The 21,865-nt window shown below is 59.6% G+C and carries 20 protein-coding genes; 11 read left to right on the top strand and 9 right to left on the bottom strand.

Annotation, left to right across the window (positions count from 1 at the left end; translation table 11 throughout):
• Positions 1 to 91 precede the first annotated feature (91 nt).
• On the bottom strand, positions 92 to 517 hold the full coding sequence (locus AAEZ06_RS02190) for a hypothetical protein (RefSeq protein WP_350612665.1): 426 nt from the start codon (positions 515 to 517) through the stop codon (positions 92 to 94).
• A 194-nt stretch (positions 518 to 711) separates the two neighbouring features.
• Between AAEZ06_RS02190 and AAEZ06_RS02185 the strand changes: the two genes are divergently transcribed.
• A complete protein-coding gene (locus tag AAEZ06_RS02185) occupies positions 712 to 1,590 on the top strand; it encodes a DMT family transporter (RefSeq protein ID WP_149410759.1) in 879 nt (292 codons plus the stop codon).
• Positions 1,591 to 1,596: 6 nt separating this feature from the next.
• Here the strand turns inward: AAEZ06_RS02185 and AAEZ06_RS02180 are convergent, their stop codons facing one another.
• Positions 1,597 to 2,937: an MFS transporter gene (locus tag AAEZ06_RS02180; RefSeq protein ID WP_149410760.1), complete on the bottom strand. Its 1,341-nt coding sequence runs from the start codon at positions 2,935 to 2,937 to the stop codon at positions 1,597 to 1,599.
• A 254-nt stretch (positions 2,938 to 3,191) separates the two neighbouring features.
• On the opposite strand from AAEZ06_RS02180, the gene quiC reads away from it, so the two are divergent.
• Positions 3,192 to 5,096, top strand: a complete 1,905-nt coding sequence (gene quiC, locus AAEZ06_RS02175) for a 3-dehydroshikimate dehydratase QuiC (RefSeq protein ID WP_149410761.1) — start codon at positions 3,192 to 3,194, stop codon at positions 5,094 to 5,096.
• Between the two features lie 71 nt (positions 5,097 to 5,167).
• A complete protein-coding gene (locus AAEZ06_RS02170; RefSeq protein WP_149410762.1) occupies positions 5,168 to 5,863 on the top strand; it encodes a TetR/AcrR family transcriptional regulator in 696 nt (231 codons plus the stop codon).
• Positions 5,864 to 5,898: 35 nt separating this feature from the next.
• On the opposite strand, the gene AAEZ06_RS02165 is transcribed toward AAEZ06_RS02170, so the two are convergent.
• From AAEZ06_RS02165 to AAEZ06_RS02150, 4 genes are all read right to left on the bottom strand, one after another.
• Complete coding sequence (locus tag AAEZ06_RS02165; RefSeq protein ID WP_350612662.1) at positions 5,899 to 6,750, bottom strand: shikimate dehydrogenase; 852 nt, start codon at positions 6,748 to 6,750, stop codon at positions 5,899 to 5,901.
• A 5-nt stretch (positions 6,751 to 6,755) separates the two neighbouring features.
• Positions 6,756 to 7,196, bottom strand: a complete 441-nt coding sequence (gene aroQ, locus AAEZ06_RS02160; protein WP_149410764.1) for a type II 3-dehydroquinate dehydratase — start codon at positions 7,194 to 7,196, stop codon at positions 6,756 to 6,758.
• A 305-nt stretch (positions 7,197 to 7,501) separates the two neighbouring features.
• Positions 7,502 to 8,581, bottom strand: coding sequence for a tRNA (uridine(54)-C5)-methyltransferase TrmA (trmA, locus tag AAEZ06_RS02155; RefSeq protein WP_350612660.1), 1,080 nt, complete (start codon positions 8,579 to 8,581; stop codon positions 7,502 to 7,504).
• Positions 8,578 to 9,873 carry an NCS2 family permease gene (locus tag AAEZ06_RS02150; protein ID WP_149410766.1) on the bottom strand — a complete coding sequence of 432 codons (1,296 nt, stop codon included), beginning with the start codon at positions 9,871 to 9,873 and terminating at the stop codon, positions 8,578 to 8,580. Before AAEZ06_RS02150 ends, trmA begins: the two co-directional genes overlap by 4 nt.
• Positions 9,874 to 10,083: 210 nt before the next feature.
• Here AAEZ06_RS02150 and AAEZ06_RS02145 point away from each other — a divergent pair, with 210 nt between their 5' ends.
• The 4 genes from AAEZ06_RS02145 (at position 10,084) to AAEZ06_RS02130 (ending at position 14,324) form a co-directional block, all read left to right on the top strand.
• Complete coding sequence (locus tag AAEZ06_RS02145; protein ID WP_149410767.1) at positions 10,084 to 10,530, top strand: DUF4879 domain-containing protein; 447 nt, start codon at positions 10,084 to 10,086, stop codon at positions 10,528 to 10,530.
• Between the two features lie 103 nt (positions 10,531 to 10,633).
• Positions 10,634 to 11,158: a (2Fe-2S)-binding protein gene (locus AAEZ06_RS02140; RefSeq protein ID WP_350612657.1), complete on the top strand. Its 525-nt coding sequence runs from the start codon at positions 10,634 to 10,636 to the stop codon at positions 11,156 to 11,158.
• On the top strand, positions 11,155 to 12,144 hold the full coding sequence (locus tag AAEZ06_RS02135; RefSeq protein WP_149410769.1) for an FAD binding domain-containing protein: 990 nt from the start codon (positions 11,155 to 11,157) through the stop codon (positions 12,142 to 12,144). The genes AAEZ06_RS02140 and AAEZ06_RS02135 overlap by 4 nt, the downstream gene beginning before the upstream one ends.
• On the top strand, positions 12,141 to 14,324 hold the full coding sequence (locus AAEZ06_RS02130; RefSeq protein ID WP_149410770.1) for a xanthine dehydrogenase family protein molybdopterin-binding subunit: 2,184 nt from the start codon (positions 12,141 to 12,143) through the stop codon (positions 14,322 to 14,324). Before AAEZ06_RS02135 ends, AAEZ06_RS02130 begins: the two co-directional genes overlap by 4 nt.
• Here AAEZ06_RS02130 and AAEZ06_RS02125 read toward each other — a convergent pair.
• Entirely contained in the window at positions 14,321 to 15,565 is a 1,245-nt protein-coding gene (locus AAEZ06_RS02125; RefSeq protein ID WP_149410771.1) for an MFS transporter, read from the bottom strand. The two genes, AAEZ06_RS02130 and AAEZ06_RS02125, sit on opposite strands and share 4 nt — an antisense overlap.
• A gap of 334 nt (positions 15,566 to 15,899) precedes the next feature.
• On the opposite strand from AAEZ06_RS02125, the gene AAEZ06_RS02120 reads away from it, so the two are divergent.
• Genes AAEZ06_RS02120 through AAEZ06_RS02110 form a run of 3 tightly spaced genes read left to right on the top strand, consistent with a single transcriptional unit; the run spans position 15,900 to position 18,542 of the window.
• Complete coding sequence (locus AAEZ06_RS02120; RefSeq protein ID WP_149410772.1) at positions 15,900 to 17,351, top strand: cytochrome ubiquinol oxidase subunit I; 1,452 nt, start codon at positions 15,900 to 15,902, stop codon at positions 17,349 to 17,351.
• A 3-nt stretch (positions 17,352 to 17,354) separates the two neighbouring features.
• Positions 17,355 to 18,362 carry a cytochrome d ubiquinol oxidase subunit II gene (gene cydB, locus AAEZ06_RS02115; RefSeq protein ID WP_149410773.1) on the top strand — a complete coding sequence of 336 codons (1,008 nt, stop codon included), beginning with the start codon at positions 17,355 to 17,357 and terminating at the stop codon, positions 18,360 to 18,362.
• 12 nt (positions 18,363 to 18,374) lie between these two features.
• Positions 18,375 to 18,542: a DUF2474 domain-containing protein gene (locus tag AAEZ06_RS02110; RefSeq protein ID WP_003215809.1), complete on the top strand. Its 168-nt coding sequence runs from the start codon at positions 18,375 to 18,377 to the stop codon at positions 18,540 to 18,542.
• A 61-nt stretch (positions 18,543 to 18,603) separates the two neighbouring features.
• Here AAEZ06_RS02110 and AAEZ06_RS02105 read toward each other — a convergent pair whose 3' ends face one another.
• Both AAEZ06_RS02105 and AAEZ06_RS02100 read right to left on the bottom strand, forming a co-directional pair.
• On the bottom strand, positions 18,604 to 19,728 hold the full coding sequence (locus AAEZ06_RS02105) for a methyltransferase (RefSeq protein ID WP_350612653.1): 1,125 nt from the start codon (positions 19,726 to 19,728) through the stop codon (positions 18,604 to 18,606).
• Positions 19,729 to 19,936: 208 nt separating this feature from the next.
• A complete protein-coding gene (locus AAEZ06_RS02100; protein ID WP_149410775.1) occupies positions 19,937 to 20,647 on the bottom strand; it encodes a helix-turn-helix transcriptional regulator in 711 nt (236 codons plus the stop codon).
• Positions 20,648 to 21,082: 435 nt separating this feature from the next.
• On the opposite strand from AAEZ06_RS02100, the gene AAEZ06_RS02095 reads away from it, so the two are divergent.
• The gene (locus AAEZ06_RS02095) at positions 21,083 to 21,859 is read left to right on the top strand and encodes a ferredoxin--NADP reductase (RefSeq protein ID WP_149410776.1); all 777 of its coding nucleotides are present in this window, start codon (positions 21,083 to 21,085) and stop codon (positions 21,857 to 21,859) included.
• Positions 21,860 to 21,865: the final 6 nt, after the last annotated feature.

The following is a 21,865-nucleotide window of genomic DNA, read 5'->3' as shown; positions in this document are numbered from 1 at the left end:
GTGGCAATCCTCTTGATGAGCGTGCAGATCAGTGTTGTTGGTGAGTCAGGTTGGCGCCAGTCCGGCTGTCTGACGCTATCAAAGCCCAAGGTTACTGGCGGCAATAGCCTTCGCCGGTATTGACCACCAGGCAGTCCTTTTTATCGGCCAGCCATTTCATGCCAGTGGCTGCACCGTCGCCGGCACGCAGGATCTGTGGGCCGTCCGGGCGAGTAAAGGTGATGCCATCATCGGCCGCCTCGCCCTTGAAGGTCCCGGAGGCATCGGCGTCTAGCCCGTATTGCATGGTCAGCACGTAATGCCCGCGCCCGATGCTATCGTCCTTGGTGATGGCCAGGTTCAGGCCTTCTACGCCAACCCATTTGCCAACCCATTTATCGGTGGGCAACGTTTCCGGCACCAGCGTGGCTTGCACAGACGCCGGAGGGGCTTTATTGGCGACTTTTGTGTCCGGGGCTTCTTTATCGCAGGCGCTGAGCAAGACAAGTGTCGAGAGGATGAAGAGTGTTTTTTTCATTTTAGGGGGCCTTGGTTAAAAAGCGCGCAATGGTGGGTTGGCGTGGAGCGTTGGACTTGATTCCGGCAATTTAGTGCGCTGTTCGAACAGTGTTTGGTTATGCTCTTAGAACAGACGCACGCCAGGCTCTAGATTACCGGGTTGAGTGCCGCGGTGTGCGGCGGTCATCTCAGCCTGTCATTCAAGGGAACTCAATGACCCTCAGTACTCCACTTTCCGGCGTCAACCATCCCCTCAAAGGCATTTTGCTGATTGTGGTGGCGACTTTTCTGTTCTCCAGCCACGACGCCCTGTCCAAATACCTGGCCGATTTTTATCCGATTGTGATGGTGGTGTGGGCCCGCTACATGGTGCATACCTTGCTGATGGCCGGGATCTTCCTGCCACAATCGGGCTTGCGGGTACTGCGCAGCAAAAGGCCGTGGCTGCAGGTGGCGCGCGCGTTGTGCTTATTGGGCACCAGTTTGTTTTTCACCTCGGCCCTGCATTTCATTCCCTTGGCCGAGGCAACGGCGGTCAACTTCCTGGCACCGATCCTGGTGACTGCCTTGTCGGTGCCCCTGCTGGGTGAGCACGTGACTCGCGGCCAGTGGCTGGCGGTGATTTGCGGTTTTGTCGGGGTGCTGATCATCGTTCACCCGGGCGGTGATCTGTTCACCCCTGCGGTGTTGCTGCCGCTGTGTTCCGCGCTGTTTTTCTGCTTCTACCAACTGCTCACCCGCATCCTCAGCCAGTACGACAGCCCGACCACCAGCAACTTCTTTGCCGGTCTGTGCAACACCCTGGTGATGAGCGCATTGGTGCCGTTCTTCTGGCAGATCCCGACCTGGTGGCACGGTGTATTGATGCTGGCGCTGGGGACCTGCGGGATGACTGCGCACCTGATGCTGACCAAGGCCTTTCGCGTGGCGGCACCGGCCTTGCTGGCGCCGTTCGGCTATTGCCAGATCGTCTTTGCAGGATTGTTGGGCTGGCTGGTATTCGAACATACCCCGACCTTGACCACGGTGGTCGGCATCGGGGTGATTTGCTTGAGTGGCCTGGCCGCTGCCTGGCAGCAGCGGCGCAGGTAGGTCGAATCAGGCGTCGACGACAGGGATCTTGCGTGGCGCCATGAAGTACAACAAGATCAGCGCGATGAAGTACATCGCAGGAATCATGGTGAACAGCACCGTGTAGTTGTTGTTGGTGACCGTCAGGATATGCCCGACGATCTGTGTCATGAACATTCCGCCGATGGCCGCGCACATGCCGCCAAAGCCGAAGACCGTGCTCATCATGTGCTTGGGCGTGTAGTCCATCACCAGGCTCCAGATGTTGGCGGTCCAGGCCTGGTGGGCGCCGATGGCCAGGGAGATGGCAAATACCGCGACCCACAACTGGCTGGAACCGGCGGCCATGATTACCCCGATGATGCAGCAGGCGAACAGCAGCATCGACAGCAACCGCGCCTTGATCGGCTGCATCCCGCGACCGATCAGGAACGAAGACAGAATCCCGCCCCCGACACTGCCGAAGTCCGCCGTCAGGTAAATGATGATCAGCGGGATGCCCATCTGGGTAACATTGATCCCCAGGTTGTATTGCTGGTTGAGAAATGGCGGCAACCAGTACAGGTAGAACCAGAACACCGGCGCGGTCATCGAGTAGGCCAGGGCGAAGGCCCAGGTACCGCGCATGCGCAGGATACGGCTGAAGGGCACGCGGGGTTGGTCTGGTTCGACCTCTTGTTGCACGTAGTCCAGTTCTGATTGTTTGACCGTCGGATGATCTTCCGGGTTGTAGTACTTCAGGCCCCAGAACACCAGCCAGATCCCGCCCAGCGCCGCCATGCCCAGGAACGCCGCCTGCCAGCCCCACACGTGGAGAATCAACGGCAGCATCATCGGCGTCAGCATGGCGCCGACGTTGGTGCCGGCGTTGAAGATCCCGGTCGCCACCGCTCGCTCACCGGCAGGGAACCACAGCCGGGTGGTCTTGACGCAGGCCGGGTAGTTGGCGGCTTCCGTCAGCCCGAGGATAAAGCGACAGACCATAAAGCCCACCGCCGAGGTGGCCAGGCCGTGGGCACCCGTGGCGATGCTCCACAGCAGCACGGCGCAGAAGAACACGCGCTTGACGCCGACCCGGTCGATCAAGCGACCTTGCAATACAAAGCCGATGGCGTAGCCGACCTGGAACCAGAAGTTGATGTTGGCGTAGTCCATCGCCGTCCAATTCATTTCCTTGGCCAGGATCGGTTGCATCACGCCCAGTGCGGCGCGGTCGATGTAGTTGAGGGTGGTGGCGAAAAACACCAGGGCCAGCATGCCCCAGCGGGTCTTGCCGACGGCCATTGCGCCGCGAATCTTGTCGCCGATGCCGCCTTGGGACGTGCTTTGGCTCTGGTGCGCGGCCTGAGCGGAATTTTGTGAAGGCATGAGGAGGTACCCGTTTTTTGAAATTCTTATGGTGTGTTCTGGGTCTTGATCATTTGAGGCCGCTCAATGGAAACGGCCCTTATGCCCAATCGATGGTGCGTAGTGGCTGGAAAATCGTCAATTCGCCAAACCGTCATTTTGTTCGATAATCGCCCATAAAACTAACTGGTTCGTACATTTTAATTGCTAGGCCGATTTACCGAGCCAATAATTCGGCCCAAACAAGATCAGCCTTCACTGCCGGGAGTCGCCCCATGCAACGTTCCATCGCTACCGTTTCTTTGAGCGGAACCCTGCCGGAAAAACTCGAAGCCATTGCTGCTGCCGGGTTTGATGGTGTGGAAGTCTTCGAAAATGATCTGCTGTATTACGACGGCAGCCCTCGGGAAGTGCGGCAGATGTGCGCTGACCTAGGGATCGCCATCACCCTTTTCCAGCCGTTCCGCGACTTTGAAGGCTGCCGCCGCGAACGCTTGGCGCGCAACCTGGAGCGGGCCGAGCGCAAGTTCGATTTGATGCAGGAACTGGGCACTGATCTGGTGCTGGTGTGCAGTAATGCGTCGTTGGATTGCGTTGGTGATGAGAGCATTCTGCTGGATGACTTGAGCCTGCTGGCCGAACACGCCGGCCGTCGCGGTTTGCGCATTGGTTATGAAGCGCTGGCCTGGGGTCGCCACGTCAATACCTGGCAGCAGGTGTGGAACCTGGTGCGCCAGGTCGATCACCCAAGCCTCGGTGTTTTGCTCGACAGCTTCCACACCCTGTCCCTCAAGGGTGATCCCCGCGCCATCGCCGAGATTCCCGGCGACAAGATATTCTTCGTGCAAATGGCCGACGCACCGATCCTGGCCATGGACGTGCTGGAGTGGAGTCGACATTTTCGCTGCTTCCCCGGCCAAGGCGAATTCGATTTGGCGGGCTTTCTCGCGCCGATCATCAAGAGTGGTTACACCGGCCCGTTGTCCCTGGAGATCTTCAACGACGGCTTTCGCGCCGCGCCGACCCGGGCCAACGCCGCCGATGGCCTGCGCTCGCTGCTGTACCTGGAAGAGAAGACTCGCCAACGCCTGGAGCAGGAGGCAGCACCTGCGACAAACCTTGAAATCTTGTTCGAAACGCCGGCCGCCAGCGAGTACGACGGCATCGAGTTTCTGGAGTTCGCCGTGGATGAAAGCCTGGGCGCCAAGCTCACGCAATGGCTGGAACGCCTGGGTTTCGTCAAGGCTGGCCAGCACCGCTCAAAAAGTGTCAGCCTGCTGCGCCAAGGCAATATCAACCTGATCCTCAATTGCGAACCCTATTCTTTCGCCCACAATTTTTTTGAAGCCCATGGCCCTTCGTTGTGCGCCACGGCGATCCGCGTCAAGGACAGCGCCAAGGCCCTGGAGCGGGCGGTGGCCTACAAGGGCCAACCCTATCGCGGGTTGGTCGGCCCCAACGAACTGGAACTGGCGGCGGTGCGTGCACCCGATGGCAGCCTGATTTACCTGGTGGATCAGAACGAAGGCGGGATATACAGTACTGATTTCAACCTGCAAGCCTCGACCGCTTCCAGCGGCGGCCTGCTGCGCATCGACCATATGGCCATGGCCTTGCCGGCCGACAGCCTCGACAGTTGGGTGCTGTTCTACAAGAGCCTGCTGGATTTTGAGGCCGATGACGAAGTGGTGCTGCCCGACCCGTATGGCCTGGTGAAAAGCCGGGCACTGCGCAGCCGTTGCAGCTCGATTCGCCTGCCACTGAATATTTCCGAGAACCGCAACACCGCTATTTCCCACGCGCTATCAAGCTATCGCGGTTCCGGCGTGCATCACATTGCCTTTGATTGCGCGGATATTTTCGCCGAAGTCAGCCGGGCCAAGGACGCCGGTGTGCCGCTGTTGGACATCCCGCTCAACTATTACGATGACCTGGCGGCGCGCTTTGACTTCGATGCTGAGTTCCTCAGTGAGTTGGCGTACTACAACGTTCTGTACGACCGTGACGCCCAGGGCGGTGAGTTGTTTCACGTTTACACGGAGCCGTTCGAAGGGCGGTTTTTCTTCGAAATCATCCAGCGCAAGAACGGCTACGCCGGTTACGGTGCAGCCAACGTGGCGGTGCGTCTGGCGGCGATGGCCAAGTCCCGTAGCGGCGCCGTGCGCCAGGCCAAGTTGTAGGGTGTTGGCGCTTCCTTCGGGGTGGGCGGCGGCCCATAATCACGGCCTGCATAAATGGCCGTGAGCGCACCATGACCTCGACTTCCGAACGCTCTACCTCCGAGCTATCCACCTCCGAGCTCTGCGCCGCCTCACCCACGGCGCGCAAGAGTCGCAAGAACAACCCGGAAAAGACCCGCGAAAACATTCTTCAAGAAGCCATTGTCGAGTTCGTCCAGCAGGGGTTGTCCGGCGCCCGCGTGGACGCCATTGCCGAGCGCATCCATACCTCCAAGCGCATGATCTATTACTACTTCGGCAGCAAGGAGCAGTTGTACGTCGAAGTGCTGGAGAAACTCTACGGCGATATCCGCAACACCGAAGCTCGGATGAACCTCACCGAACTGGAGCCGCGTGAAGCGATCCGGCGCCTGGTGGAATTCACCTTTGATCACCATGACCAGAACGTGGATTTCGTGCGGATTGTCAGTATCGAGAACATTCACAACGCCGAATATGTGAAGCAATCCGAATCGATCAAGGCGATGAACAGCAACATCCTTGAAGCCCTCGGTGCGACGTTGCGCAGGGGCGCGGAACTGGGGGTGTTTCGCGAAGGGTTGGAGCCGTTGGATGTGCACCTGCTGATCAATTCATTCAGTTTTTACCGGGTGTCCAATCGGCATACGTTTAGCGAGATCTTTCAGATCGAGTTGTCAGATGAAGTGGTCAAGCAGCGGCATCGGGCGATGATCTGCGAGTCGGTGTTGCGCTATTTGCAGGCTTGAATCTTTCCCACGTGGTGCGTGGGAAAGATCAGTGATCAGGTGTTCATGTTCTGGAAGTGCTCAAGCATCCGCCCCGCATCCGCCACTTTGCCACTGAACAATTCAAACGCCTTCACCGCCTGAAACACCGCCATATTCCCGCCATCCAGCGTGCGGCAGCCCAAGGCTCGAGCGTTGCGCAGCAGTTCGGTTTCCAGCGGGAAATAGACAATTTCCGCCACCCATAACTCCCGATGCAACAACGCCAGCGGCACCGGCATCCCCGGCAGTTTGGCCATGCCCATGGGCGTGGTGTTCACCAGGCCGTCGGCTTCGGCCATGGCACCAGGCAGGTCGCTACCGGCCTGGGCTCGGGACGCGCCAAAATGCTGGTTGAGGTTGTCGGCCAGGCTTTGCGCGCGGTTGTTATCCACATCAAAAATGCTCAGTTGCTCCACGCCTTCACCCAGCAGCGCGTGGGCCACCGCTGCGCCTGCGCCACCCGCGCCCATCTGCACCACGCGCTTGCGCGCAGCACCGCTCAAGCCCCGGCGAAAACCTTCGGCAAATCCCAGGCAGTCGGTGTTGTGGCCGATGCGCTTGCCGTCGCGCAGCACGACAGTGTTCACCGCGCCAATCCCCCGCGCTTCGGCGGACAACTCATCCAGCAACGGCAGGATCACCTGCTTGCACGGATAGGTGATGTTCAAACCGGTGAAGTTCATCTGCTCGGCGGCCTTCAGCAGGTCGGGCAGGGCGTTGCTGTCCAGTTGCAACTGATCCAAATCGATCAAGCGATACAGGTAACGCAGGCCCTGTGCATCGCCTTCATGTTCATGCAGGGCTGGCGTGCGGGAAGCCTGGATGCCGAAGCCGATCAAGCCGGCCAGAATTCGGTGTTGAGACATGTGACTCATCCCTTCAACGTCTGGCTGAAATGTTCAAGGGCCAGGTGATAACCATGGCTGCCGAAACCGGCGAGCACCGCCTTGGCAATCGGCGACACGAAGGAGTGATGCCGAAACGGCTCGCGGGCATGCACGTTGGACAAATGCACTTCGATCACCGGTACTTCACTGGCCACCAGCGCATCGCGGATCGCCACTGAGGTGTGGGTCCAGGCCGCCGGGTTGATCACAATCCCTGCGCAACGGGCGCGGGCGCTGTGAATCCAGTCCAGTAATTCGCCTTCATGGTTGGTCTGGCGAAATTCGATGGTGAGCCCCAGTTTTTCCGCACTGCGACCGCACAGGGCAGCAACGTCGGCCAGGGTTTCGTGGCCGTAGGTGGCCGGTTCGCGGGTGCCTAGCAGGTTCAGGTTGGGGCCGTTGAGCACCAGCACGATAGGGGGCATATGGGAGTCTCCACTGTTGTTTTTATCTGTGGAAACAAAATGTACTGAATGGTTAATTTGGTCAATTGTCGAAGACGCGAAGCGCAGTTAACCGTTCGATTATCGAACGTTGGATGAAAAAGGCCTCGCATGGATTCAGCTCAAGTATTACGCAGGGTTGCTGAGGGAGCAGGATTCGCGGGTATTGGCAGGGTTTTTCCAGGCGGGGAATGAGTGGTTACAACCCCATGTTCGAAGAGGTGCCCATCGTTACTAGTCTGTGAGACTTTTGTGGCGAGGGTGCCGGCCCCTCGCCACAGGCGGGTTTACCGCCGGGTCAACAACACACCCGATTCCATATGGTGCGTCCACGGGAACTGGTCAAACAATGCACAGCGGGTAATGCGGTGCGTGCCGTGCAATTGCGCGATGTTTGCCGCCAGCGTTTCGGGGTTGCACGAGATATACAGGATGTTCTCGAAGCGCCGGGTCAGTTCGCAGGTGTCCGGGTCCATGCCGGCGCGCGGCGGGTCGACGAATACGCTGCCGAATTCGTAGCTCTTGAGGTCGATGCCGTGCAGACGGCGAAACGGGCGCACTTCGTTCAACGCTTCGGTCAGTTCTTCGGCGGACAAACGCACCAGGGTGACGTTACTCACTGCGTTCTCGTCGAGGTTGCTCAGCGCGGCATTGACAGAGGCCTTGCTGATCTCGGTGGCCAGTACTTTGCGCACGCGGGTTGCCAGCGGCAGGGTGAAGTTGCCGTTGCCGCAGTACAACTCCAGCAGGTCATCGCTGCGATCGCCCAGGGCTTCATACGCCCAGTTGAGCATCTTCTGGTTCACTGTGCCGTTGGGCTGGGTGAAGGCGCCTTCCGGTTGACGGTAGCTGAAGGTGCGACCGCCGACGTCCATTTTTTCCACTACATAATCACGACCGATCACATCGCGCTTGCCCTTGGAGCGGCCGATGATGCTGACATTCAGTTCAGCGGCCAGCTTGTTGGCAGCGGTGTGCCAATGCTCGTCCAGAGGGCGGTGATAGCACAGGGTGATCATCGCATCGCCCGCCAGGGTGGTGAGGAACTCCACTTGGAACAGCTTGTGACTCAAGGCGGCGCTGGCTTGCCAGGCGGCCTTGAGTTGCGGCATCAACTGGTTGATGCGCAGGCTGGCGATGGGGAATTGTTCGATAAGGATTGGCGTGCGCTTGTCGTCCTGGGAGAACATCGCGTAGTGGCGCTCACCTTCTTCGCGCCACAGGCGGAATTCGGCGCGCAGACGGAAGTTTTGCAATGGCGAGTCGAAAACCTGCGGCTCTGGCGCATCAAAAGGCGCGAGCAGGTCACGCAGGCGCGCGACCTTTTCGTCCAGTTGCAGGGAGTAGCTTGCGGCGTCAAAAGTCATGCGGGGAACCAGCCTAGCTTGATCACGAACAGAATCGACAGAATCACCAGCGCCGGGTTCAGCTCACGGTAGCGGCCCGAAAGCAGCTTGATGACGGTCCAGGCGATGAAACCGAAAGCGATGCCGTTGGCGATGGAATAAGTGAAAGGCATCGCCAGGGCAGTGATCACCACGGGTGCGGCGACGGTGATGTCGTCCCAGTCGATTTCCGCCAGGCCTGAGGTCATCAGTACCGCGACGAACAGCAATGCTGGCGCGGTGGCGAAGGCCGGTACGCTGGCCGCCAGTGGCGAGAAGAACAGTGCCAGCAGGAACAGAATCGCGACCACAACAGCGGTCAAACCGGTCCGGCCACCGGCGCTGACGCCCGCTGCCGATTCGATATAACTGGTGGTGGTCGAGGTGCCCAGTAGGGAGCCGGCCATGGCCGCGGTGCTGTCAGCGATCAACGCGCGGCCCATTTTTGGCATGTGGCCGTCCTTGCCCATGAGCCCTGCGCGCTTGGCGACGCCGATCAGGGTGCCGGAGTTGTCGAACAGGTCGACGAACAGGAAGGCAAAGATCACGCTTATCAGGGCGACATCCAGGGCACCGGCGATGTCCAGTTGCAGGAAGGTCGGAGCCAGGGACGGTGGCATCGAAGTTACGCCGCCGAACGGGGTGACGCCCAGCAGGATAGAGGCGACGGTCACCACCAGAATGCCGATCAGTACGGCGCCGCGCACTTTCAGGGCTTCCAGCGCGACGATCAGCGCGAAACCGAGGGCGGCGAGAATCGGTGCCGGTTTTGACAGATCACCCAGGCCCACCATGGTTGCCTGGTTGCTCACGACGATTTCGGCGTTGTGCAGGGCAATCAGCGCTAGGAACAGGCCGATGCCAGCGGCAATCGCCGAACGCAGGGGCAGAGGGATGGCGTTGATGATCCATTCGCGGATGCGGAAGATCGACAGCAGGAAAAACAGCACCGCCGAAATGAACACCGCCCCCAGCGCCACTTGCCAGGTGTGGCCCTGGTGGATGACCACGGTGTAGGTAAAGAAGGCGTTCAGGCCCATGCCCGGTGCCAAGGCAATCGGGTAGTTGGCGATCAGGCCCATTACGGTCGAACCGATGGCCGCCGCCAGGCAGGTGGCGACAAACACCGCGCCCTTGTCCATGCCGGTCTCGCCGAGAATGCTCGGGTTGACGAACAGAATGTAGGCCATGGCCAGAAAGGTCGTGATGCCCGCGAGAATCTCGGTGCGCACGTTGGTGTTGTGTGCCTTGAGTTGAAACAGCTTTTCCAGCATGCCTGCTCCCTGTGGCGCATTCGGCGCCGTAATTTGTTGACCTCAAAGTCAAAGCACAAACTGCGCCAGGCGCCGCGTGTTTTCTACAGAGGATCGGAAAAAGCGGCGCATCATACCAGCCGCGGAGGCTCAGCGGCGCTCGGGTATGGTTTTGCTTGTTATAGGCCTGAGGCATACTGCGCCGACGTTTAGTAGAGAGTCATCGACAGCATGAAAAAAACCAACGCCTGGAGTCTAGCTCTGTTCGCTTGTATCAGCTTGTGGCTGGGTTCGGCACCGGCATGGGGCGCGCCTGCACCGGCCTTGAGCGAGGTACGGGTATTCAAGGTCGAGTCGGAAAATTGCACGGAAGTCATCCCCGAACAGGCTGACAGCACGCGACAGTGTGTTCATCGCGGGCCTACCAAGGTGTATGTGATGGAAGTGGGGATTGGCAACAACGCCGTGGCGTCTTTCGATGGCGCACGGCTTTCGGGCCAAAGCACGGCAGTGTGCCAGGTCGGTTCCATCAGCCAGGCCTGCAGCGGGGCGGGTGTGCTGATGGGTTATGTGTATGTGTTTGTTCTGGACGTCCGGGCCCAGGGCTCGTTCCAGTACAGCAACACGTCGATTAACGTGCCGCGCAATACCTTGAGGACCGTGCTCTCTATTCGCTGATCCACCCATCACTTCCCTTGAACGCTCATAACCCCCCGAAGTCGTACCGCTAAGACGGCGACTTCCCAGAACGCCGCGAATGCACACCAACCGTGAGGTGTTTATGAGCGCGACCCCTATCTTTGCTGCGGCCAAGCCGTTCGTCAGTCATCCGATACACCTGACTCTCAACCACCAAGTCCGGCAATTGGACGTCTTGCCCTGGACCACCCTGCTGGATCTTTTGCGCGAGCAACTGGACCTGACCGGCAGCAAAAAGGGTTGCGACCACGGCCAGTGCGGCGCCTGCACCGTGTTGCTCAACGGCAAGCGGGTCAACGCCTGCCTGACGCTGGCGGTGATGTGCGACGGTGCCGAGTTGACCACCATTGAAGGCCTGGCCGACGGCGAAGAGCTGCACCCGATGCAACGGGCCTTCATCAAGCACGATGCCTTCCAGTGTGGCTACTGCACGCCCGGCCAGATCTGTTCGGCAGTGGGCCTGGCCCGGGAAGGGCGGGCTCACGACACCGCGCAGATCCAGGAGTCGATGAGTGGCAACCTGTGCCGCTGCGGCGCCTACAACAATATCCGTGACGCCATCGAAGAGGCCTTGCCGGCCTGTCGCCAGCAGGGAGGTGAGCAATGAACCCCTTCCACTACAGCAAGCCGGCCGACGTGCAGGCCGCCGTAGCTCTGAGCAGCGCAACGTCGCGGTTCATTGCCGGTGGCACCAACCTGCTGGACTTGATGAAGGAGAACATCAGCCATCCCGAACACCTGATCGACATCACCGGCCTGCCATTGCGCCAGGTCGAAGAAACAGCCGAAGGCTCCGTGATGATCGGCGCCTTGGTGAGCAACGCCGACCTGGCCTGGCACCCCTTGATCGAACAGCGTTACCCGCTGCTGTCCCAAGCGATCCTCGCTGGCGCGTCACCGCAATTGCGCAACATGGCAAGCACCGGCGGCAACCTGCTGCAGCGCACCCGTTGCTACTACTTCTATGACGCCGCCGTGCCCTGCAACAAGCGCGAACCCGGCAGCGGCTGCCCGGCGCGGGGGGGCTTGAACCGCATTCACGCGATCCTCGGCGCCAGCGACCAGTGTGTGGCCACCCACCCTTCGGACATGTGCGTGGCCCTGGCCGCCCTTGAAGCCAGGGTGCATGTGCTAGGGCGCGGCGGGGCGCGAATCATCGAGTTCGCTGATTTTCACCGGTTGCCTGGCGATGCGCCTCAGCGCGACAACCAACTGGCCGACGACGAATTGATCACTGCCATTGAGTTACCCGCCGATAACCTGGCCGCCCACAGCCACTACCTGAAAATTCGCGACCGTGCTTCTTACGCCTTTGCCCTGGTGTCCGTGGCCGCCGCGCTGGAACTGGATGGCGAAGTGATCCGCGATGCGCGCCTGTCCCTGGGCGGTGTCGCCCACAAACCCTGGCGCGACCGGGCGGTGGAAGCCACGTTGATCGGCCAGTCGGTAAGCCGTGAAACCTTCAGCGCCGCCGCCGACGCCATGCTCCAGGACGCCGAGCCTTTGGAACACAACGGCTTCAAGATCAAACTGGCACGCCGCGCGATTATCCGCGCCTTGAGCGATGCCGCCGTCGCAGGAGCCCGCTCATGAGTGCTATCGGCAAACCGTTGGACCGGGTTGACGGTCTGCTCAAAGTCACCGGCCAGGCGCGTTATGCTGGTGAGTTCCCCGAAGATGGCTTGCTTCACGCCAGCGTAGTCTCCAGCACTGTGGCCAGGGGTCGGGTGCTGCGCATCGACGTCTCAAGGGCGTTGGCGCTGCCGGGAGTGGTGATGGTGCTCGATCACCTCAACCGCCCGAAGCTGGCCAGCTACGACGACAGCTACGCCGACGCCGATGCTGCCGACGGCTCGCCATTTCGCCCGCTGTACAACGACCGTGTGTTGTACAGCGGCCAACCGCTGGCCCTGGTAATCGCCGATAATCTGGAACTGGCGCGATATGCCAGCTCCCTCGTGACCATCGAGTATCAAACCGAAGCCGCCGAGACTGACCTGCTCGCCTTGCAAGAACAGGCACACCCATCCCCGCAAACACCGCCCAAGCCACGGGGTAACTTCCAGGCCGAATGGGCCGGTGCCGCCATCAGTCTGGACTTGCATTACAGCACCCCGATCGAACACCACAACCCGATGGAACCCCACGCCAGCACCGTGCTGTACCAGCCGGACGGCACGCTGCATATCCACGACAAGACCCAAGGCCCGCAGAACTGCCAGGCCTATGTGCAAAAAGTCTTCGGCCTGGACAAAAGCCAGGTGCGGATCTTTGCTGCGTTCGTCGGCGGTGCGTTCGGTTCCGGCTTGCGCCCGCAGTATCAACTGCCCCTGGCGGTAATGGCGGCGCTGGCCCTCAAGCGTTCGGTGCGGGTAACCCTGACCCGCCAACAGATGTTCACCTTCGGCTATCGCCCACGCACCTTGCAGCGCCTGCAAATGGGCGCAGCCGCCAATGGCCGGCTGCTCGCCCTCGGTCACACGGCCATCGGCCAGACCTCACGGTTCGAGGATTTCAGCGAGCACGTGGTGGAATGGAGCGGCATGCTCTATCACTGCGACAACGTGCAACTGACCTACAAGCTGGTGCCGCTGGACGTCTTCACCCCGCTGGACATGCGTGCTCCTGGCGCGGCTCTTGGTGTGATCGGTCTGGAATGCGCCATGGACGAAGTGGCCTGCGCCCTGGCCATCGACCCGGTGCAACTGCGCCTGATCAACTACGCCGAGCGCAACCAGAATGAAGACAAGCCCTGGTCCAGCAAAGCCTTGCGCGAGTGCTACCGCGAAGGCGCCGAGCGCTTCGGCTGGAGCCGGCGCAACCCCGAACCGCGCAGCATGCGTGATGGTCGCCAACTGATCGGCTGGGGCATGGCCGGCGGAGTCTGGGAGGCCCTGCAAATGAAAGCGAGCGCCAAGGCGCGGATCGATCATGACGGCAAGCTCACCGTCAGTAGCGCCACCACCGATATTGGCACCGGCACCTACACGGTCATGACGCAAATTGCCGCCCAGGCCAGCGGCGTTGCCATGGAGAATGTAAGTTTTATTCTTGGCGACTCGTCACTGCCGCCGGCGCCGTTGCAGGGCGGTTCGTTTACCGTGTCTTCGGTGGGCACTGCCGTGCAGCAAGCCTGCGAGGCGCTGAATGAAAAGCTGCTCAATATTGCCCGCAAGACCTATCCGGCGTTCAAGGATGCCGAGTCCGCCCGCTTTGAAAATGGTCAATTACATGCTGGCGAGCAACGTGTTTCCCTAGCGCAACTGGTGCGCGACAGTGGTGAGCAGGCGCTGGAAGTGCAAGTCGACAGCGAGCCGGATAAAAAGCGCGAGGGCTATGCCACGGCCACCCATTCGGCGGTTTTCGTCGAGGTGCGGGTGGACGAGGACCTGGGCACCATCAGGGTCAGCCGCGTGGTCAGCGCAATCGCTGCCGGGCGAGTGGTCAATCCGAAAATGGCCCGCAGCCAGATCCTCGGCGGTGTGGTCTGGGGCATCGGCATGGCCTTGCACGAAGAAACCCAGGTCGACCATCAACTGGGGCGCTACATGAACCACAGCTTGGCCGAGTACCTCATCCCGGTAAACGCTGATATCGGCGAGATTGACGTGCTGTTTGTTGAAGAGCATGACGAGATCGTCAACGCCCTGGGTTCCAAGGGCGTGGGTGAGATTGGCATTGTCGGCGTAGCGGCGGCGGTGGCCAATGCCATCTATCACGCCACCGGCAAGCGGGTGCGGGACTTCCCCATCACTCTCGACAAGGTGCTTTAAACCTTGGTGTCTTCTACCGGTGCCGGCGTGTGCATGCGGTCGCGGTTGGCCAGGGTCGGGAACAATTTGATCCAGACCCCTGTCACCACCAGCGTGCCGATCCCGCCCATGACCACGGCGGGCACGGTGCCCAGCCAGTGGGCGGTGACGCCGGACTCAAACTCACCCAACTGATTGGAGGCGCCGATAAACAGCCCGTTGACGGCGCTGACCCGGCCGCGCATTTCATCGGGGGTTTCCAGTTGTACGAAGGAGGCGCGGATCACCATGCTGATCATGTCCGCTGCGCCCAGTACCACCAGCACCGCCATGGAGAACCAGAACGAGGTGGACAGGCCGAAGGCAATGGTCGCCACGCCAAACACGCCGACGGCGGTAAACATGATACGACCGACGTGGCGGTCCACTGCAAACCGTGCCAGCCACAATGACATCAGCAGTGCTCCCACCGCTGGCGCAGAACGCAGTAGCCCAAGGCCCCAGGCTCCGGTCAGCAGGATGTCCTTGGCGAACACCGGCAGTAACGCGGTCGCGCCGCCCAGCAGCACGGCGAACAGGTCCAGGGATATTGCCCCGAGAATGTCCGGGCGACTGCGAATAAAGCGAATCCCGGCCAGCAACGAGTCCATGGTCGCCTTGGCTTTGTTGAGCGGCGTCTGCCGGGCCGGCAGGTTGAGGGTCAGCACGCAGGCAATCAGGTACAGCAACACCGTTGGGCCATACACCCAGGCGCTACCGAAGGCATACAGCAAGCCACCGAGGGCCGGGGCGACGATGGTGGCTGACTGCTGCGCCGACTGCGACGCCGCCACCGCACGGGGAAATAACGCGCTGGGCACGATGCTCGGTAGCAGCGCCTGGGTGGTGGGCATCTCAAAGGAGCGTGCCGCACCGAGCAGGAAGGCGAGGATAAAGATCATCTCGCGGGTGACACTGCCGTTCAGGCTGGCGATGGCCAGGGATAGGGCGATCAGCGCCTGCAGCGTCTGGCAGATGGCGGCGACCTTGCGCCGTTCATAGCGGTCGGCAACATGGCCGGTGTGCAGCATGAACAGCACGCGGGGGATGAACTCGACCAAGCCCACCAACCCCAGGTCCAGCACATTTCCGGTCAGTTGGTAGAGGTTCCAGCCGATGGCCACGGTGAGCATCTGGAAGCCGCTGGCGGTAAAGATCCGCGCCAGCCAGAACGCGATGAAAGGGCGGTGATGACGTAACAGCAATGCGGGCTCACTGGGCATCGGGAAGACAGGTCTGGGCTCGGGTGACAGACGAGATTAGCATCAACCTGTAACAAATGGTTGCGGGGATGGGGATATCCTTAGCAAGACATCTATTTCAGTGAGGCAACCTGTCACGCGGCAAAAGACCACACAGCCCAATGCCGAAAACGGGACTACTCTTTCATCGATGCTTGATCCAGATCAATGCCTTTTCAGGCGTTTATCTGGCGGCCTTCAGGCCAGAATCCCTACGTGGTCAGTTATAAAAAGAACGAATTGCAATTTGCCACACTCCATATCCGTGGGTGCAGGCCCCAGCCAGCAGCCGGTATTACCTGACAGAGGAAGACTTATGTTTGGTTTGGAGGCGCTAGACCTCGCCCGAATCCAATTCGCGTTCACCATCTCGTTCCACATCCTGTTCCCGGCCATCACCATCGGCCTGGCCAGTTACCTCGCGGTGCTGGAAGGCTTATGGCTCAAGACCCACAACGACACCTACCGTGACCTCTACCATTTCTGGTCGAAGATCTTTGCCGTCAACTTCGGCATGGGCGTGGTCTCGGGTTTGGTCATGGCCTATCAGTTCGGTACCAACTGGAGCCGATTCTCGGACTTCGCTGGTGCAGTCACCGGGCCGCTGCTGACCTATGAGGTGCTCACCGCCTTCTTCCTCGAAGCCGGTTTCCTTGGGGTAATGCTGTTTGGCTGGAACAAGGTGGGGCGCAAACTGCACTTCTTCGCCACGGTGATGGTGGCGGTCGGCACGCTGATCTCGACGTTCTGGATTCTTGCCTCCAACAGCTGGATGCAGACGCCCCAGGGCTTTGAAATCATTGATGGCCGGGTGATCCCTACGGACTGGTTTGCGGTGATCTTCAACCCGTCATTCCCTTACCGCCTGATGCACATGGCTACCGCTGCCTTTGTTGCCACGGCGTTCTTTGTCGGTTCTTCGGCGGCCTGGCATCTGCTGCGGGGCAAAGACAGTCCGGCGATCCGCACCATGCTCTCGATGGCCATGTGGATGGCGCTGATCGTGGCACCGATCCAGGCGGTTATCGGTGACTTCCACGGCCTCAACACCTTGAAGCACCAGCCAGCGAAAATCGCTGCCATCGAAGGTCACTGGGAAAATATCGGTGACGAACCGACGCCGCTGATCCTGTTTGGCTGGCCCGACATGAAGGCCGAAAAAACCAAATACGCGGTAGAAATTCCTTACCTGGGCAGCCTTATCCTGACCCACTCCCTGGACAAGCAGGTGCCGGCCCTCAAGGACTTTCCGCCTGAGGACCGTCCCAACTCGACCATCGTGTTCTGGTCGTTCCGGGTCATGGTCGGGCTGGGTTTGCTGATGATTTTCACCGGTCTGTTCAGCCTTTGGCTGCGCAGGGGCGGCAAGATTTATACCTCCAGGCCGTTCCTGTACTTGGCGCTGTGGATGGGGCCGTCCGGCCTGATCGCGATTCTGGCTGGCTGGTTCACCACGGAAATTGGTCGCCAGCCGTGGGTGGTCTACGGGCTGATGCGCACGGCGGATGCTTCTTCCGGGCATAGCTTCGTGCAGATGAGCATCACCCTGGCGCTGTTTGTGGTGGTGTATTTCGCCCTGTTCGGTGCCGGTCTTGGCTACATGATGCGCCTGGTGCGCAAAGGCCCGGTCACCGACGACAGTACCGAGCCGGCCCACGGTGGGCCCGGGCAGCAACGCACACCGGCCCGGCCGTTATCGGCGGCCGATGACAGCTCCGACGCCGATCATGGCGACAGCCTGGCCGATAGTCAGAAGAAGGGGAATTGAGTCATGGGTATTGATCTTCCGCTGATCTGGGCCGTGATCATCATATTCGGCATCATGATGTACGTGGTCATGGACGGGTTTGACTTGGGCATCGGCATTCTCTTCCCCTTTATCAAGGGCAAGACTGACCGCGACGTGATGATGAACACCGTCGCCCCGGTTTGGGACGGCAACGAAACCTGGCTGGTGCTGGGGGGCGCGGCGCTGTTCGGCGCGTTTCCGCTGGCTTACTCGGTGGTGCTCTCGGCGCTGTACCTACCGTTGATCCTGATGCTGATCGGCTTGATCTTCCGCGGTGTGGCCTTTGAGTTCCGCTTCAAGGCCAAGGATGACAAGCGCCACCTGTGGGACAAGGCCTTTATCGGCGGTTCGCTGACGGCGACCTTCTTCCAGGGCGTGGCCTTGGGGGCGTTTATCGATGGCTTTCCCGTGGTCGATCGTCAGTTCGCCGGAGGTTCGCTGGACTGGTTCACGCCGTTTACGATGTTCTGTGGCGTGGCACTGATCATTGCTTATGCGCTGCTGGGCTGCACTTGGCTGATCATGAAGACCGAAGGCAAGTTGCAGGAACAGATGCATAACCTGGCGCGGCCCCTGGCATTCGTGGTGTTGGCGGTGATTGGTATTGTCAGCATCTGGACGCCGCTGGCACACCCGGACATTGCTTCGCGCTGGTTCACCCTGCCGAACCTGTTCTGGTTCCTGCCGGTACCAATACTGGTGCTGGTGACCATGTACGGCCTGGTGCGTGCCGTAGCTCGCAACGCCCACTACACGCCGTTCCTGCTGACCCTAGTACTGATCTTCCTTGGCTACAGCGGCCTGGGCATCAGCCTGTGGCCGAACATTGTGCCACCGTCGATCTCGATCTGGGACGCCGCCGCGCCGCCGCAAAGCCAGGGCTTCATGCTGGTGGGCACGCTGTTTATCATCCCGTTCATTCTGGGCTACACCTTCTGGAGCTATTACGTGTTCCGCGGCAAGGTCACCCACGAAGACGGTTATCACTAGGAGGATCGATCAATGTCCGGCAAACCTTCGTTGCACGACATCGAACAGGCTGAGAAAAAGCCGCTCTGGCAACGCCTGGGCTGGCTGGCGATGATTTGGACCGGCAGCGTCCTGGCCCTGTTTGTAGTGGCCAGCCTGATGCGCATGTTCATGAACGCTGCGGGCTTGACCACTCACTGACATCCCATCCCGTTGCCTTGCGGCACGGTTTATGACCCTCCTCACGGAGGGTTTTTTTTAATTATTTTCGTGCTTTCAGAATCACGAACTTCGGCGTGACGGCGACTTGCTCGACACCCCGAAACAACCGCGCCAACTTACTGTGATAACCCAAATGGCGGTTGCCGACGATATAGAGGGCACCGCCCACCACCAGCGCCTCTCGAGCCTGCTGGAACATACGCCAGGCGAGGAAGTCCCCCACCACCTGCTGCTGGTGGAACGGCGGATTGCACAGCACCACGTCCAGAGATTGCGGTTCCTGATCGGCCAGGCCATCGCCAGGACGAATCACCACATCCCGCTCGCCCAGCGCAGCCCGCCAATTCTCGGCCGCCGATTGCACGGCCATGTACGACTCGTCCACCAAGGTGTACTGCGCCAGTGGGTTTTGCAGGGCGCTCGCAATCGCCAGTACGCCATTGCCGCAGCCCAGATCTGCGACCCGGGCGTTGCCCAGATTCTGTGGCAGGTGCGGTAAAAATGCCCGGGTGCCGATGTCCAGGCCTTCGCGGCAAAACACGTTGGCATGGTTGAGCAGTTCGATGGACGGTGTTTCCAGGCGATAGCGAGTGGGATAAGGCGAAACGGCCTGTGGCCGGTCGGCCAGGGTGGCGATCAGCAAGCGGGCTTTTTTCACTGCCAGGGACGCATGCATCGGCCCGATGTAGCGTTCCAGTAACTCTCCAGCCGCCCGAGGCAGGTGCTTGACCATTGCCCCGGCAATCACCTCGGCGCCGGGCGCCAGCTGGCCCTGCAGGCGGATCAATTGCTCTTCGAGCAGCGCCAGGGTTTTCGGCACGCGGATCAGCACTCGGTCAAAGGGGCCGATCAGCGCCTGGCTGGCTGGCACGCTCGACACCGCATCGAATGGCTTGCCATTGCGCACCAGGTTTTTCTCCAGTGCCAGGGCACCGAGGAACGAATCGCCGCTGGACGTCACTTGTACATGCCCTTCAAGGCTGGCCGCCAGAGCGCCAAAGCTGTCATTGAGCACCAGAACGCGGGTCGCGTGTGTCGGTTGTTGTTCGGCCAGGTGGCTGAGCAAATAATCGTCGGCGGCATCGAAGGCTTGCAGCGGTTCGTTTTGCTGCTCTGGCTGGCGGATCAGGTCGAGTTGGGCGAAGGGGCTGTCGAGCAGGGGCATGGCGGGGAGACTCTGGGTAATCGACGGGTGTTCCCTAGTTTGGCTGTGGGGCCTGACGTGAGGAACCTTCTGAGTGGACTTCGACGCACGGTGTTGGAGGCTGCTTCATCACTCAGAACTGGCCGTAAATGTTACTTTTTTTTCCTGGGGATTACATTCGGTGTTTTGCGTCACGCTGCAGGCGTTCAGCGCGTCTTGGGCGTTCGGGTTAAAACAGACCGGTTTTCACTGCCGTCATCACGGCAGCCATCTTGTTACTGACCCCCAGTTTTTTCATCGAACTGCTGATATGAAAACCGACGGTACGTTTGGATAGGCACAAAATAGTAGCGATATCCGCTGCGGTCTTGCCCAGCGCTGACCATTGCAGGACTTCGGTTTCCCGTGATGTCAGCTTTGTGGGTGGATGAACGCGGGGGTTGGTCGAGTATTTTTGCGCCACCACCGTATGCAAGGCATGACAAAGCCAGAGGACTTGCCCGGCTTTGTCATAAAGCTCCTCCGGGCTTACAGGGCGTTCGCTGCGCCCCAGGCTTAGCATGCTGAAAACTCCCTGAAAATCATGGACGGGTTGGGTCCACCCGAAATTCAGACCGTAGGATTGCGCATGAACCCATAAGTCGGGAGCGCTGGAGAAGGTTTTTTCTTCCCAAACAACAGGTAGCACGCTGTGTTTGCAGTGGGAAATAATAGGGTCCATGTCGAAGTAGTTTTGTTGTTTGTAAAGTTGATTCCACTCATCTGGATAGTTATTGATAAAAATGGGTTTTGTTTGATTTTGTGGTAATTGAGAACTCATGCTAAAAGCACAGTATTGGAAGCCGAGTTCAAAGGTAATGTTAAGGGCTGCTTCAAACATGCTGGTTATTTCGTTCTCACCCTTCAGTTTGGGGAGACGGGTGTTGCGCCAATTGAGCATCGGTAACTCTCCTTGAGTATTGCTGTAGCTTGGGTACGTCCTAGACCCCAATGCGGCACGAAAATGAGTGTAGGGCATATCCTGCGAAGCGAAATAAAAGATTCGCTATCTTCAGTGGAGGCTTATGCGTTTTTTAAATGCGGTGCGTTAGTAGGCTTTACAAGTACTCGTCAGGAAATGGCGATTTTTTTTGATTTTTAATGAGTTACCGTTGCTCTCATTAGAATGGCAGGTGCCATGTAATAGCGCTCTTGTAACTTGCTCAATAGCTAAATGATTGGTGCAAAACTAAATTGCCACTACTGAGTGTTTTCTGCGCAAGGTGAAAATGACAGCATGGCTACTTTTGTCTCTGGGCGATGCCATTACAAACCACCGGTGTTTCCACGGGTCACTTTGAGGGACACTAGGGTCATCTGTGAAACGGAGTCCCTCATGACGGCCAGTGCTGAAAAATACACACGCCAGACCCTTCTCGATGTGCAGTCGCTGACCCCCAGCCTGTTTACCCTGCGTACCACCCGAGACCCAGGCTTTCGCTTTCGGGCTGGCCAGTTCGTCCGCCTGGGCGTGACCAAGGCCGATGGCAGTATCGTGTGGCGTGCCTACTCTGTGGCGTCTTCGCCCTTTGACGAACACCTCGATTTCTTCTCCATTGTGGTGCCTGGTGGCGAGTTCACCAGCGAACTGAGCCGACTGCGCGAGGGCGATATCTTGCTGGTGGAGCGTCAGGCCACCGGTTTCCTGACCCTGGACCGCTTTGTCGATGGCCGCGATCTGTGGTTGCTGGGTACCGGCACCGGAGTCGCGCCGTTCCTGTCGATCCTGCAGGACTTTGAAGTATGGGAGAAGTTCGAGCGGATTATCTTGGTCTACAGCGCCCGGGAGGCCAGGGAGCTGGCCTATCAGTCACTGATCAAGGAGCTGGGCGAGCGCGAGTACCTAGTGGAGCATGCCCATAAGCTCACCTATATTCCCATCGTCACTCGTGAGCAGCATACGGGGGCGCTGAATGGGCGGATCACTGCGCTGATCGAGAATGGCGAGCTGGAGCGTGCGGCCGGCGTCGATCTGACACCGGAGCATTCGCGGGTAATGATTTGCGGCAACCCGCAGATGATCGATGACACACGCCAGTTGCTTAAACAGCGGGACATGCAGTTGAGCCTGACCCGGCGGCCGGGGCAGGTGGCGGTGGAAAACTACTGGTAAAAAAAC

Origin of the sequence: Pseudomonas sp. HY7a-MNA-CIBAN-0227, assembly GCF_040310325.1 — a bacterium.
Lineage (GTDB): Bacteria > Pseudomonadota > Gammaproteobacteria > Pseudomonadales > Pseudomonadaceae > Aquipseudomonas.
This window is presented reverse-complemented; position numbering and strand designations above follow the sequence as displayed.

Coding starts and splice junctions, on each gene's coding strand:
- AAEZ06_RS02165 (WP_350612662.1), bottom strand. CDS start 6,750: ATGTCTCAACACCGAATTCTGGCCGGCTTGATCGGCTTCGGCATCCAG.
- AAEZ06_RS02130 (WP_149410770.1), top strand. CDS start 12,141: ATGAGTGCTATCGGCAAACCGTTGGACCGGGTTGACGGTCTGCTCAAA.
- AAEZ06_RS02145 (WP_149410767.1), top strand. CDS start 10,084: ATGAAAAAAACCAACGCCTGGAGTCTAGCTCTGTTCGCTTGTATCAGC.
- AAEZ06_RS02170 (WP_149410762.1), top strand. CDS start 5,168: ATGACCTCGACTTCCGAACGCTCTACCTCCGAGCTATCCACCTCCGAG.
- AAEZ06_RS02190 (WP_350612665.1), bottom strand. CDS start 517: ATGAAAAAAACACTCTTCATCCTCTCGACACTTGTCTTGCTCAGCGCC.
- AAEZ06_RS02140 (WP_350612657.1), top strand. CDS start 10,634: ATGAGCGCGACCCCTATCTTTGCTGCGGCCAAGCCGTTCGTCAGTCAT.
- AAEZ06_RS02180 (WP_149410760.1), bottom strand. CDS start 2,937: ATGCCTTCACAAAATTCCGCTCAGGCCGCGCACCAGAGCCAAAGCACG.
- AAEZ06_RS02135 (WP_149410769.1), top strand. CDS start 11,155: ATGAACCCCTTCCACTACAGCAAGCCGGCCGACGTGCAGGCCGCCGTA.
- AAEZ06_RS02105 (WP_350612653.1), bottom strand. CDS start 19,728: ATGCCCCTGCTCGACAGCCCCTTCGCCCAACTCGACCTGATCCGCCAG.
- AAEZ06_RS02185 (WP_149410759.1), top strand. CDS start 712: ATGACCCTCAGTACTCCACTTTCCGGCGTCAACCATCCCCTCAAAGGC.
- AAEZ06_RS02095 (WP_149410776.1), top strand. CDS start 21,083: ATGACGGCCAGTGCTGAAAAATACACACGCCAGACCCTTCTCGATGTG.
- AAEZ06_RS02150 (WP_149410766.1), bottom strand. CDS start 9,873: ATGCTGGAAAAGCTGTTTCAACTCAAGGCACACAACACCAACGTGCGC.
- AAEZ06_RS02125 (WP_149410771.1), bottom strand. CDS start 15,565: ATGCCCAGTGAGCCCGCATTGCTGTTACGTCATCACCGCCCTTTCATC.
- quiC (WP_149410761.1), top strand. CDS start 3,192: ATGCAACGTTCCATCGCTACCGTTTCTTTGAGCGGAACCCTGCCGGAA.
- trmA (WP_350612660.1), bottom strand. CDS start 8,581: ATGACTTTTGACGCCGCAAGCTACTCCCTGCAACTGGACGAAAAGGTC.
- AAEZ06_RS02110 (WP_003215809.1), top strand. CDS start 18,375: ATGTCCGGCAAACCTTCGTTGCACGACATCGAACAGGCTGAGAAAAAG.
- aroQ (WP_149410764.1), bottom strand. CDS start 7,196: ATGCCCCCTATCGTGCTGGTGCTCAACGGCCCCAACCTGAACCTGCTA.
- AAEZ06_RS02100 (WP_149410775.1), bottom strand. CDS start 20,647: ATGCTCAATTGGCGCAACACCCGTCTCCCCAAACTGAAGGGTGAGAAC.
- AAEZ06_RS02120 (WP_149410772.1), top strand. CDS start 15,900: ATGTTTGGTTTGGAGGCGCTAGACCTCGCCCGAATCCAATTCGCGTTC.
- cydB (WP_149410773.1), top strand. CDS start 17,355: ATGGGTATTGATCTTCCGCTGATCTGGGCCGTGATCATCATATTCGGC.